This is a genomic window from Phenylobacterium sp. (assembly GCF_037138395.1).
Taxonomy (GTDB): Bacteria; Pseudomonadota; Alphaproteobacteria; order Caulobacterales; family Caulobacteraceae; genus Phenylobacterium.
This window is the reverse complement of the sequence record NZ_JBAXIM010000073.1, coordinates 1-12,115: the sequence shown is the minus strand read 5'-3', so window position 1 is coordinate 12,115 and position 12,115 is coordinate 1. Positions and strand designations below refer to the sequence as shown.

The following is a 12,115-nucleotide window of genomic DNA, read 5'->3' as shown; positions in this document are numbered from 1 at the left end:
GGGCAAGGCAAAATGAAGTGGAGAGTCCCGATGAAGCTGCTTGCTGGCAACTCCAACCGGACCCTGGCCGAGGCCGTCGCCTCCCACCTCGACCTTCCCCTGACCCGGGCGCAGGTGAAGCGCTTCTCGGATAACGAGATCTTCGTCGCCATCGAAGAAAATGTCCGCGGCGAGGACATCTTCGTCATCCAGTCGACCAGCTATCCGGCCAACGACAACCTGATGGAACTGCTGATCTGCATCGATGCCCTGAAGCGGGCATCGGCACGGCGGATCACGGCGGTCATGCCCTATTTTGGCTATGCCCGTCAGGACCGGAAGACCGGTGGCCGCACGCCCATTTCGGCCAAGCTGGTGGCCAACCTCATCACCCGCGCAGGCGCCGATCGGGTCCTGACGATGGACCTCCATTCCGGCCAGATTCAGGGCTTCTTCGACATCCCGACCGACAACCTGGTGTCCGCGCCCCTAATGGCCGGCGACATCAAGAGGCACTACGAGAAGACCGAAGACCTGCTGATCGTGTCTCCCGACGTCGGCGGCGTGGTCCGGGCCCTCGCCTTGGCGAGCCGGCTCAATGCAGAACTGGCCATTGTCGACAAACGGCGCTCGGGGCCGGGCAAGAGCGAGGTCGCCAACATCATCGGCGATGTCGAGGGCCGCCGACTGATCCTGTTCGATGACATCGTCGACTCGGCCGGGACGCTCTGCAACGCTGCCCAGTCCCTGATCGACGCTGGTGCTGTCGAGGTCTCGGCCTATGTCACCCACGGCGTGCTTTCCGGAGCCGCCTATGACCGGGTGCAGAACTCGGTCTTGAAGGAACTGGTGATCACCGACTCGATCGAGGCGACAACCCAAGTGGCTGGGGCCTCAAAGATCCGGATGGTCTCTTGCGCAGCCCTGATCGGCGAGGCCGTGCGCCGGATCGCCAACGAGGAATCTGTCTCGAAGCTGTTTGACTGATCCTGCGGGTTTACTCCCTCCGCCAAAGCAGGGAATAGTGCCTCTTGTCCGCATGACCCGCCGCGGAAGCCCCGGGGAGCCAGAGCCATGTCCCAAGCCTCAAAAACCATCACCACACTCGCTGGCCTCGCGGCCATGGCCATCGTCCTGGCTGCCTGCAGCCCGACGCCCCTGACTGTGGCGGCAAGCAAGCCGCCGGAGATCGTCATCGGGGCGCGCATCATCGATCAGGCTGGTGCCTACCGGAACTTCATCGACCGGACGACTGCGATCTCGCCCGCCTTCACCGATGGCGCCTCGGTATCCAGCGCGGTGGCGACCGGAAGCACGATCGAGCCCAGCCAGATCATGCAGGGCGCTATTGCCTACGGGGTGATTGTCGCCCTTGAGGAGCCCGCCTTCGTCGCTGGCGTCCGCGCCCAGGCGATCGGAGACGTCCAGAGGGCCCAACTCGCCGAATCCCTGACGGCCAATCCTTACAACGTCCTGGCCATCCGCGGGTCAGGCGAGGCCGCCAACCGGGTAACCCTGGTCCTGGCCGAGGACGGCCAACGCCTCTACGACGCCGGCAAGGCGGTGAAGCAGTCGGCTTACGGCGTCCAGAAGCAGGCCTGGTCGAAGGTCGAAGTGGCCGACAGGACCGGGCGGCTGGCCAGCGCCAAGGCGCGGGCGGCAGTCCTGTTCGACAGCGACCTCAGTGAAGCAGACCTCAGGAGCCACGCCGCCCCGCGGCATCCCCCCGGCGGCCCGGTCGAACCGCCCTACACCCAATCCGTGGTCCGGGCCGTCGCCGTGGCGGCCCTGGCCGTTCTGGGCCAGGCCGGCCCAGCCCGGAACGACAGCGTCAACGCCATCATGCAGGATGCGAACATCGGGACCTGTACCCGCATGACCAAGCTGAACCTCAACCAGTGCCTGGCCGTCTCCAAGCCCTATTACGAGGACATCTTCTGCCTCGGCCAGCACGTCATGATGGACAGTGGCAGGTGCGTCATCAAGGCGTCCGGCCAGAAGGAACCCTACGAGGCGCACTTCGTTCCGACGGTGAGGCCAAATCCACCGGCCAAGACGGCCACACCCCCGCGCAAGCCCCCAGCCAAGAAGAAGTAAGCCGCCGTCCAAGGGTGGCTGGCCCGTTGCAAGCCGCCGGGGTTTTGTGTAATTAGCCGCCTCTTTCGACTCTTCCTGGGTCGTTCGTCGCCGCGCGGCGTCTGCGCGGCGACTTTGCTTCGAGGCAGGGCCATGGCCGATATCATTTTGAACGTCGAAGTCCGCGAGCGCACGGGTACGGGCGGCGCCCGCGCCACCCGTCGCGAGGGCAAGGTCCCCGGCGTGCTATACGGCGGCGGCAAGGACCCCGTTGCCATCGCCGTGAAGGCCAACGAGTTCCGCAAGGCTCTCCACACTGGCAAGCTCCAGGGCCACCTGGTCACCCTGAAGTATGGCGATGAGACCCAGCCGGTCATCGCCAAGGTCGTGGATCTACATCCGGTGACGGATGATCCCTGGCACTTCGACCTGTACCGGGTCGACGCACACCAGCAGATCCGCGTCGCCGTCCCGGTGCACTTCCGCAACTCGGAGGCCTCCCCGGGCCTGAAGCGTGGCGGTACGCTGAACGTCACTCTCCATGAGATCGAACTGAACTGCCCGGCCGACCACATCCCCGAGGAAATCCTCCACGACCTAACCGGCCTGGAGATTGGTGAGGCCATCCGAATCAGTTCGCTCACCCTCCCCGCCGGCATCACCCCCGTGGCTTCCGGCGACGTGGTCGTGGCCACCGTGGCGGGTTCGGCCGCCGGCGCCTCGGCTGCCAAAGCCGAGGGTGCCGAGGCCTGAGGCCCGGCCTGACGGGCCCGAATGCTGATCCTTGCCGGCCAGGGGAACCCGGGCCCGGCCTACGCCGGAAACCGGCACAACATCGGCTTTAGGGCGGTCGACGCCATTGCCGCGCGCTGGGGATTCGGCCCCGAGCGCAGTCGCTTCCAGGGCCTGGCCCGGGAAGGTGTCATCGAGACCCCGGAAGGGCCGGTCCGGGCCCTGACCCTGAAGCCCCAGACCTTTTACAATGAAAGCGGCCGGGCCGTGGCGGCTGCCCTCAAGTTCTTCAAGCTATCGCCAGCGGACCTGGTGCTCTTCTACGACGAGATCGACCTCGCCGGCGGACGTTTCCGGATGAAGACGGGAGGCGGGGCAGCCGGCAATAACGGTGTCCGCTCTGTCACCGCCCATATCGGGCCCGATTTCCGTCGGGCGCGCTTGGGCGTGGGGCACCCGGGGCACAAGGACCGGGTCCAGGGCCATGTTCTTTCAGACTTCCACAAGTCGGAGGCGGCCTGGGTCTCAGCCCTCGTCGGTGCCGTCGCCGATGCCGCACCCCTCCTCGCTGCAGGGGAGGATGAGCGCTACCAGGCCGAAGTCCTGCGCCTTGCGCCCGCCGAGAAGCTGGATCCCCGCAGGCCCGGCGATCTGGCGTGACCATTTCACAGGCGCGTGCTAGTCGCCGCGCCTGCCGTTCCGAGGAGTTTTCTGAATCATGGCCCTGAAAGTCGCCATCGTCGGCCTGCCCAATGTGGGTAAGTCGACCCTGTTCAATGCCCTGACCCAGACAGCCGCCGCCCAGGCCGCGAACTATCCCTTCTGCACCATCGAGCCCAATGTCGGCGACGTGGCGGTGCCAGAGGCAAGGCTGGAGGCCCTAGCCGGCATTGCCGGGTCGAAGGAGATCATCCCCGCCCGCATCAATTTCGTGGATGTCGCCGGCCTTGTCCGCGGCGCCTCGCAGGGCGAGGGCCTCGGCAACCAGTTCCTGGCCAACATCCGGGACTGCGACGCCGTGGCCTTTGTCTCGCGCTGTTTCGTCGATGACGACATCACCCACGTCGAGGGGCGGGTCGACCCCATCTCGGACCTCGACATCATCGAGACCGAGCTCATGCTCGCCGACCTGGAGAGCCTGGAGAAGCGGGTGGTGAACTTTGAGAAGCGAGCCAAGACCGGGGACAAGGAGGCCGCCGCCACCCTCGCCCTGATGAAACTCGCCCTCGCCCAACTCGTCGAGGGGCGTCCAGCCCGGGCCGCCCAAGTGCCCGCCGAAGAGCAGAAGGGCTGGCGCATGCTCCAGCTGCTCACCGCCAAGCCGACCCTCTATGTCTGCAACGTTGACGAAGCCTCCGCGGATCAAGGCAATGCCTTCTCGGGCCAGGTCGCCGAGCGCGCCACCCGGGACCAGGCCAAGTCAGTGGTGATCTCGGCCCAGATCGAGTCCGAGATCGCCCTGCTGGACGCCGGCGAGCGCGCCGAGTTCCTCGAGACCCTGGGCCTGATCGAGCCCGGCCTGAACCGCCTGATCCGGGAGGCCTACGCCCTTCTGGGCCTCCAGACCTACTTTACAGCCGGTCCCAAGGAGGCCCGCGCCTGGACCATCCCGGTCGGGGCCACGGCACCCCAGGCGGCGGGCGTGATCCACACAGACTTCGAGAAGGGCTTCATCCGGGCCGAGACCATCGCCTTCGACGACTACGTAAAGTTCAAGGGCGAGGCCGGCGCCCGCGAGGTGGGTCGCCTGCGCTCGGAAGGCAAGGAGTACGTCGTCCAGGACGGCGACGTCATGAACTTCCGCTTCAACGTCTGAGCCCTTGGAAGCGGCCGGTCGCCCTCGGGCGACCAATCGTGGGCCCAACGAAAAAGGCCGGCCGCCCTGAGGCGACCGGCCCTGGTTCCGCGCGGCGGCTAGACCCTAGTGGGCCACGTTCCGCCAGATCCGCTTGTAGCTCACATAGAGCAGGCCAGCGAGGATCAGCAGGTAGGCCATGGCACCGACGCCAAAGGCCTTGCGCTCCTCCATCTTGGGCTCGGAAACCCAGGCGAGGAAGGCAGCCACGTCGCGGGCCTGCTGGTCCACGGTCGACTTCGTACCATCGTCGAAGGTCACCTTGTCGGGGGCGAGGGGCGGGGTCATGGCGATCAGGCCGCCGATAGGCGCATGGCCCTTACCCTTCCAGAAGGCGCTCACATCCCCTGCCATGTAGGGGTTGTAGTGCTTGCCTTCCGGAACCTCGAGGCCAGCCGGAACCTCGCCGTACCCGGTCAGGAGCGAATAGATGTAGTCCGGGCCGCCCTCCCGCGCCTTGGAGAGGGTGGACATGTCCGGCGGCAGGGCACCACCGTTACTCGCCCGCGTCGCGGCCTCGTTCGGGTAGGGGCTGGCGAAACGGTCGGCAGGAACGCCGGGACGCTTCACGACATCGCCGGTCTCCGAGTCGATGTCGTCGATCTGGTAGTCCTTGGCGATGGCCTTCACATAGGGATTGTTATTCGGGTTCGGATACTCGGGATCATAGAAGGGCCCACCCTTCTGCCCGAGGTTGCGGAACGACATCAGGTGCATGGCGTGACACGAGGAACAGACCTCGCGGTAGACCTTGTAGCCGCGCTGGAGTTGGGCCCGGTCGAACTTGCCAAAGGGGCCGTTGAAGGCCCACGCGACCGTGCGGGGCTCCTCCTGTGTACCTGCGGCGAAGGCCGTCCCACCTGCAAGGGCGAGGCCGAGCGCCGCGATGGCGAGAACTTTGCGAAGCATCAGGCTCAACCCCTCTTCTCAGGCGAGGCTGCGGCGCCCACGGGCAGGGCGACCGAGTACGACAGGACGGGATCGCTGATCGATTTCGGCTGCGCCTGGGGGTTCTCCGTCAGGCCCATCACTGGCAGGATGATCAGGAAGTAGCTGAAGTAGTAGGCGGCGGCGATCCGCGAGAGCCAGACCATGGAGTTCAGGTCGGCGTCGAGGAGCGTAAAAGTCGTCAGGCCGGGGATGACATGCTCGTCCGGCAGGCGGCCTCCGCAGAAGCCCAGCACGAGGCAGGCCACCACGAAGATGAAGAAGTACAGCCGGGTGGTCGGCCGGTAGCGCAGGGACTTGACCCTAGAGGTGTCGAGCCAGGGCAGGACGAAGAGGACTCCAATGGCGCTGAACATCATCAGCACGCCCATCAGCTTGTCCGGAACCGCCCGCAGGATCGCGTAGAAGGGCAGGAAGTACCACTCCGGCACGATGTGGGCGGGGGTCACCAGCGGGTCCGCCGGCACGTAGTTTACGGGGTCGCCAAGGGCGTTCGGATTGAAGAAGACGAAGGCCGCGAACATGATCATGAACAGGGCGATCGCGAAGCCGTCCTTCACCGTATAGTACGGGTGGAAGGGCACGGTGTCGGCCTTGGACTGCACCTCGACGCCGCTGGGATTGTTGTTGCCCGTCACGTGCAGCGCCCAGATGTGCAGGATCACTACGCCGGCGATCATGAACGGCAGCAGGTAATGCAGGGAGAAGAAGCGGTTCAGGGTCGCATTGTCGACGGCAAAGCCGCCCCACAACCAGGTGGTGATGGACTGGCCGATGACCGGCAGGGCGCCGAACAGGTTGGTGATCACCACCGCGCCGTGGAAGCTCATCTGGCCCCAGGGCAGGACATAGCCCATGAAGGCGGTGGCCATCATCAGCAGGTAGATCACGCAGCCCAGGATCCAGAGCAGCTCACGCGGCGCCTTGTAGGAGCCGTAGTAGAGGCCGCGGAACATGTGGGCGTAGACGGCGATGAAGAACATCGAGGCGCCGTTGGCGTGCATGTAACGCACCAGCCAGCCGTAGTTCACGTCCCGCATGATCCGCTCGACCGAGGCGAAGGCGTAGTCCACGTGGGGCACGTAGTGCATGGCCAGGACGATGCCGGTGATCAGCTGGATGCCCAGGCAAAGCGCCAGGATCCCGCCGAAGGTGTACCAGTAGTTCAGGTTCTTCGGGGTCGGGAAGTCGACCAGGCTGTCATGCGCCAGGCGTAGGACCGGCAATCGGGCGTCGAGCCAGCGTTCGATACCGGTCTTCGGGATGTAGTTCGAATGTCCGCTCATGTTGGTCAGCCCACCTTAACCACGGTATCAGAAAGGAAAGCGTAGTCCGGAACCGCGAGGTTCTTGGGCGCAGGGCCCTTACGGATTCGTCCAGAGGTGTCGTAGTGCGAGCCGTGGCAGGGGCAGAACCAGCCGCCATAGTCGCCGCCGCCGAAGGTTGGCACGCAGCCCAGGTGGGTGCAGGTGCCGATCAGCACCAGCCACTCGGCCTTGCCCTTCTTATGGCGCGCCTCATCAGTGGAGGGGTCCCGCAGGTCCGCCTTGTCATCCTTGATCGCCGAAGCGATTTCGACGCCGGTGCGATGCCGGATGAACAGGGGCTTGCCACGCCATTTGATGGTGACGGACTGGCCGAGCTGAACCTTGGTAAGGTCGAACTCCACTGAGGCCAGGGCCAGGGTGTCGCCGGCGGGGTTCATCTGGTCGATGATGGGCCAAGCCACCGTCGCCGCCGCACCGAGCGCGGCGACGCCCGCCGCGATATGAATGAAATCGCGCCTATTGGGGTCGTCCCCCTCCACGCCATGTTCTGGGTTCGCGTCCGCCATGCTATCGGCCACTTTGAAGTCACCCTTCGCTTGGGGACTGCGCCGGAAGGGCGCGGTCCGTTCTCGACCCTGCCAGTCGATCTGGTAAGGGTCCCCCGGACTGAACGCGCCGAGCGCCGACGGACCGTACGGGAAGCTATCTCGCCAAAGGCGAATAACTCCCGCCGATTCGCTGCGGAGCGCGTACACCCCGTCGCGGGATCACCTAGAATGCTGCTCGCCCTTTTTCAACCTGACATTCCACAAAATCTTGGTGCCGCCATCCGGCTGGGCGCCTGCCTGGACACACCGGTGCACGTCATCGAGCCCTGCGGCTTTCCCCTGTCAGATAAGGCGATCCGCCGGGCCGCCATGGATTACGGTGACCCGGGCGAAGTGGTCCGCCATTCCAGCTGGGACGCCTTCCGGGCCGCGGCGACAGGGCGGATCGTCCTTTTCACCACCCGGGGCGCGGCCCCGCTGCACGACTTCGCCTTCCGGGCCGACGATATCCTCCTGTTCGGCCAGGAAAGCGCGGGCGTGCCGGATTTCGTCCACGACGCCGCCGACGCCCGGGTCATCATTCCCTTGAGCCGCGGGCGACGATCCTTCAACCTGACCGTCTCGGCGGCAATCGGCCTGTCCGAGGCCCTTCGTCAGACCGGGCAATTTCCCGCTTTTCATCCGCAAGATTTTCCCAGCCATGATTGATCCCGCCGTCCTGGAGTCCCGCAATGCCCGCGCGCGCGCCTGGTTCGACGCCCTGCGGGACCGCATCGTCGCCGCCTTTGAGCAACTCGAGGTCGACGCGCCCGCAGACCTCTTCCCCGGCGAGCCCGGGAAGTTCGAGCTCAAGCCCTGGGTGCGCGAGGCCGGCGGAGGCGGGGTGATGGGCTTCCTGCGCGGCGGCCGGTTCATCGAGAAGATGGGCGTGCACATCTCCCTGGTGCACGGGACCTTCACCCCCGAGATGGCCGCCAACATGCCCGGCGCGGACAAGGACCCCCGCTTCACGGCCACCGGCATCAGCCTCATCGCCCACATGCGCAGCCCCAAGGTCCCGGCGGTGCACATGAACACCCGCTTCCTAGCCACCCAGACCGGCTGGTTCGGCGGCGGCGCCGACCTGACCCCCACCCTGGACGTCCAGCGCAGCCAGGAGGCGCCGGACGCCGTCGCCTTCCACGCTGCCCTACAGGCCGCCTGCGACCGGCACGATCCGGCCTGGTACCCGGACTTCAGGGCACGCTGCGAAGAGTACTTCTACCTGCCCCACCGCAAGGAACCCCGGGGCGTCGGAGGCATCTTCTACGACCACCACAATTCCGGAGACTGGGACCGGGACTTTCAGTTCACCCAGGATGTGGGCGAGGCCTTGCTGGAGGTCTATCCCAGGATCGCCCGGAGCCGGATGCACGAGCCCTGGACCGAGGCTGACCGGCGCGAGCAGCTGATCCGCCGCGGCCGCTACGTGGAGTTCAACCTGCTCTACGACAGGGGCACCATGTTCGGCCTCAAGACCGGTGGCAATATCGAGAGCATCCTGTCCTCCATGCCCCCGGAGGTCATCTGGCCGTAGGGCAACCCCCGGCGGTCAGATCCGGCCGCCAGCCTCGATGAAGCTGCGCAGCCGGCGGCCCACCTCCATCCGATCATTGATCGCCGCGTAGCTGGCGACTGCGGCGTCGGCCTGCGCATCGGTGTAGCGGTTCCCGCGCCGGGCCTCGATCAGGGCCAGGGCGTAGTCCGGCTCGAACTCGGGATGAAGCTGTATCGAGATCGCCCGGCGCTCGGGATAGGCCAGGGCGCCGAAGGGCGTGAAGTCGCTGGCCGCGGCGAGCCGGGCGTCGCCTGGGGGCTCCACCACCTGGTCCTGGTGCGAGGCGGCGGCCGCCAGGGTCGGGAGGCCAGACAGCCAGCCGTCGGGTCGGGCCTCGTAGCGGTGCAGGCCCACGCCCCAGCCCTTGGGCGACTTGATCACCCGCCCTCCGAAGGCCTCGGCCATCACCTGATGCCCGAAACAGACACCGACCAGGGCGGTGCGCCCGGAGGCGGTATTCAGAAAGGCCTTCAAGGGCGCGATCCACGGAAGGGGATCGTAGACGCCGGCAGACGATCCCGTCACCAGGCAGGCGTCCCAGGCCGCAGGGTCGGAGGGCAGCTGTCCCAAGGCCACGTCAAAGGTCTCGGCGGCATCGCCCGACTGCAGGAGCAGCCGCCGGAACATGGCGGGATAGTCCCCGAAGCGCTCGGAGAGGTCGCCCGGCGGCGCGCCGGTCTCGAGTATGGCCAGCCTCACGCCTCAGGCCCCCATTCCGCGAAGGACTGCAGCCAGGCGAGAGCGGACAGCCTCTGCGTCTGACGGGAAGTCCTCGTCCATCCACCAGGCCTCGACCTCGCGCAGGGCCTCCCCCAACTTCGGGCCCGGACGCGCACCGGCCGCCACAGCATCCGCACCGGACACCGGAAGCAACCTTGCACGCCAGGCCCCAGCCTCGGCGACCAGGGCGCGCCAGTCACCTGACGCCTTGCCTTCGGGGGATCGGGCCCAGGCCAGGCGCAGCCGGTCTAGGGCGGTCCCGGACCCCAGAATGTGCAGGGCGCGGCGAAGCTGCCGGGGCGACATCCAGCTGACCAGCTGGGGCTCGCGACCCGCCGCCGCCACAAGCCGCTCCCTCTGGGTGCCGGACAGGCGCAGGCGCGCGGCCTCCCGGGCGACATCCGTGGCCCCCTCGGGGAACAGGGCGCCAAGCCGCAGCAGGGCGTCGGCGGGACGTTCCTCCAGGGCCTCGACCCGGCACAGGCCCTCCAGCCGCGACAGGTCGCCCGCGAAGGGCAGGACCTGGGCCAGCACGCCCGTCGAAGCCATCAGGCGCAGGGCGGGCCGGGGATCGGGCGCGCCCAGCAGGACGACGAGCTCCTTGAGGACGCGTTCCGCCGCGAGGGCGGAAAGGCTCCCGGCCTGAGCCGCACAAGCCTCGACCGCCGCCGGGTCCGGCGCGCCCTGGCCGTACCAGGCGAGGAACCGGAAGTAACGGAGGATGCGCAGATGGTCCTCGCGGATCCGTTGCCCGGGGTCTCCGACGAAGACGATGCGGCCCGCCCGGGCCGCGGCGACGCCGAGGCCTGTGGGATCGAACACTCGCCCGCTGCGGTCGGCGTAGAGGGCGTTCAGGGTGAAGTCCCGCCGAGCGGCGTCCTCCGCCCAGTCGTCGGTAAAGGCCACGATGGCGCGCCGGCCGTCGGTCTCCACGTCGCGCCTAAGGGTGGTGATCTCGAAGCCCAGGCCGCCGCTGACCGCCGTCACCGTGCCGTGCTCCAGGCCGGTGGGAACCGACTTGAGCCCCGCTGCCTCCAGCGCTGCAACCACGACGGGCGGCTCGAGGGCGGTCGCCAGGTCGATGTCGGCGATGGCGCGGCCCATGACGGCGTTGCGCACGCAGCCCCCGACGAAGCGCACGCAAGCCGGACCGCCCACCGCCTCCAGAGCGTCGAGGACGGCGATCGTGGCCGAATCCGTCAGCCATCCGGCATCCGCCAGGACGATCTCCGAAGACGCGCCGGTCACGCCGGCACCCCGAACAGGCGATGGGACAGGATCCGAAGCATCCCCGCCGTCGCCCCCCAGATGAACCGCTCGTCGTGGGTCATGGCGTAGAACCGGCGCTTGCCGCCATCCGGCAGTTCGCGCTCGTGGGTCTCGTGGTTGGCGCCGTCCATGAGGAAGCCGAAGGGAGTCTCGAAGATGTCCGCCACCTCGTCAGGATTGGGCTGGAGGCTGAAGCCGTCCTCGATGAAGGCCACCACCGGGGTGACCAGGTAGCCCGTCCCCGTCCGGTATGGCGTCGAAAGGCCGACAGGCGAGACGAAGCCGGGTGCCAGCCCCACCTCCTCCTCGGCCTCGCGCAGGGCCGCCTGCCAGGGCGTCTCGCCCGCGTCGCAACGCCCGCCCGGAAAGGCGATCTGGCCCGCATGCCGCCTCAGCGTGTCCAGCCGGGTGGTCAGGAGGACGGAGTAGCCGTGCGGCCGCTCGATCAGGCCCACCAGGACGGCGGCGGGAATCAGGGTGTCCAGCGGGGGAAAGTAGGGATCCGGCTCGAAGTCGAAGTCCGAGCTGATCTGGTCCACTGTCCGGTGCGCCAGGGGATCCAGGCGCTCGGCAAGCCGGGCCTGAAGCCGGGGCCGAGCCCCAGGGGCCGCCAGCTGGTGCGGGCTCACGCCTCGATATCCCCGGCCGAGCCCAGGTCGAAGGCCGTGCCGCCGGACCGGACGACCAACCGCCCGGACTCCGCTTCCGCCAGCTCGACCAGTTCATAGAAGACCGGACGGGCGACCAGGGCCTCCAGGCCCCGCCGCACGTGCAGGTAGGGACGCGGTTCGCCGGTCCGGGGATCGGTCTCCACCCGCAGGACGTTTTCCGGACCCGCGCGGACCTCGTCCCCGACATTGGTCTGGAAGACCAGGTCCTCGCCCTCCCGGTCCACGCGGACGGCGATGAAGGGGGCGTCCTCGACGGTGATCCGCATCTTCTCCACCGGCGTTACCAGGTGGAAGCCGTCGGGATCCTTCCTCAGGACTGTGGAGAACAGGCGCACCAGGGCTTCCCGGCCGATGGGGGTGCCTTCATGGAACCACTGTCCGTTGCGCTTGATGACGATGTCGATTTCGCCGCAATGGGCCGGGTTCCAGAGGTGCACGGGTGGCAGGCCCCG

At 67.3% G+C, this 12,115-nt stretch carries 14 protein-coding genes; 7 read left to right on the top strand and 7 right to left on the bottom strand.

Annotated elements, in window-relative coordinates:
- Positions 1-30: 30 nt before the first annotated feature.
- From WCJ52_RS07540 to ychF, 5 genes are all read left to right on the top strand, one after another.
- Positions 31-966 (top strand): ribose-phosphate pyrophosphokinase, encoded by a 936-nt coding sequence (locus tag WCJ52_RS07540; RefSeq protein ID WP_336902693.1) that lies wholly within the window; start codon positions 31-33, stop codon positions 964-966.
- A gap of 87 nt (positions 967-1,053) precedes the next feature.
- Positions 1,054-2,076: a hypothetical protein gene (locus WCJ52_RS07535; RefSeq protein ID WP_336902692.1), complete on the top strand. Its 1,023-nt coding sequence runs from the start codon at positions 1,054-1,056 to the stop codon at positions 2,074-2,076.
- A 132-nt stretch (positions 2,077-2,208) separates the two neighbouring features.
- Positions 2,209-2,808 carry a 50S ribosomal protein L25/general stress protein Ctc gene (locus tag WCJ52_RS07530; RefSeq protein WP_336902691.1) on the top strand — a complete coding sequence of 200 codons (600 nt, stop codon included), beginning with the start codon at positions 2,209-2,211 and terminating at the stop codon, positions 2,806-2,808.
- Between the two features lie 21 nt (positions 2,809-2,829).
- Positions 2,830-3,447 carry an aminoacyl-tRNA hydrolase gene (pth, locus tag WCJ52_RS07525; RefSeq protein ID WP_336902690.1) on the top strand — a complete coding sequence of 206 codons (618 nt, stop codon included), beginning with the start codon at positions 2,830-2,832 and terminating at the stop codon, positions 3,445-3,447.
- A gap of 58 nt (positions 3,448-3,505) precedes the next feature.
- Positions 3,506-4,603 carry a redox-regulated ATPase YchF gene (gene ychF / locus WCJ52_RS07520; protein WP_336902689.1) on the top strand — a complete coding sequence of 366 codons (1,098 nt, stop codon included), beginning with the start codon at positions 3,506-3,508 and terminating at the stop codon, positions 4,601-4,603.
- Positions 4,604-4,708: 105 nt separating this feature from the next.
- Here the strand turns inward: ychF and WCJ52_RS07515 are convergent, their stop codons facing one another.
- The 3 genes from WCJ52_RS07515 to petA are packed head-to-tail and all read right to left on the bottom strand — an operon-like array spanning position 4,709 to position 7,424.
- On the bottom strand, positions 4,709-5,551 hold the full coding sequence (locus WCJ52_RS07515) for a cytochrome c1 (RefSeq protein ID WP_336902688.1): 843 nt from the start codon (positions 5,549-5,551) through the stop codon (positions 4,709-4,711).
- Between the two features lie 5 nt (positions 5,552-5,556).
- Positions 5,557-6,876 carry a cytochrome b N-terminal domain-containing protein gene (locus WCJ52_RS07510; protein WP_336902687.1) on the bottom strand — a complete coding sequence of 440 codons (1,320 nt, stop codon included), beginning with the start codon at positions 6,874-6,876 and terminating at the stop codon, positions 5,557-5,559.
- A gap of 5 nt (positions 6,877-6,881) precedes the next feature.
- Positions 6,882-7,424, bottom strand: coding sequence for a ubiquinol-cytochrome c reductase iron-sulfur subunit (gene petA, locus WCJ52_RS07505; RefSeq protein ID WP_336902686.1), 543 nt, complete (start codon positions 7,422-7,424; stop codon positions 6,882-6,884).
- A 210-nt stretch (positions 7,425-7,634) separates the two neighbouring features.
- On the opposite strand from petA, the gene WCJ52_RS07500 reads away from it, so the two are divergent.
- A complete protein-coding gene (locus WCJ52_RS07500) occupies positions 7,635-8,114 on the top strand; it encodes a tRNA (cytidine(34)-2'-O)-methyltransferase (protein ID WP_336902685.1) in 480 nt (159 codons plus the stop codon).
- Positions 8,107-8,982, top strand: coding sequence for an oxygen-dependent coproporphyrinogen oxidase (hemF, locus tag WCJ52_RS07495; RefSeq protein ID WP_336902684.1), 876 nt, complete (start codon positions 8,107-8,109; stop codon positions 8,980-8,982). Before WCJ52_RS07500 ends, hemF begins: the two co-directional genes overlap by 8 nt.
- A 15-nt stretch (positions 8,983-8,997) precedes the next feature.
- Here hemF and WCJ52_RS07490 read toward each other — a convergent pair whose 3' ends face one another.
- The 4 genes from WCJ52_RS07490 to WCJ52_RS07475 all read right to left on the bottom strand — a co-directional run.
- Positions 8,998-9,702 (bottom strand): type 1 glutamine amidotransferase, encoded by a 705-nt coding sequence (locus WCJ52_RS07490; protein WP_336902683.1) that lies wholly within the window; start codon positions 9,700-9,702, stop codon positions 8,998-9,000.
- A gap of 3 nt (positions 9,703-9,705) precedes the next feature.
- A complete protein-coding gene (locus tag WCJ52_RS07485) occupies positions 9,706-10,971 on the bottom strand; it encodes a CCA tRNA nucleotidyltransferase (protein WP_336902682.1) in 1,266 nt (421 codons plus the stop codon).
- On the bottom strand, positions 10,968-11,621 hold the full coding sequence (locus WCJ52_RS07480) for a CoA pyrophosphatase (protein ID WP_336902681.1): 654 nt from the start codon (positions 11,619-11,621) through the stop codon (positions 10,968-10,970). Before WCJ52_RS07480 ends, WCJ52_RS07485 begins: the two co-directional genes overlap by 4 nt.
- The coding region (locus WCJ52_RS07475; RefSeq protein WP_336902680.1) for a DUF1285 domain-containing protein at positions 11,618-12,115 on the bottom strand (498 nt) is incomplete at its 5' end. The genes WCJ52_RS07475 and WCJ52_RS07480, both read right to left, overlap by 4 nt.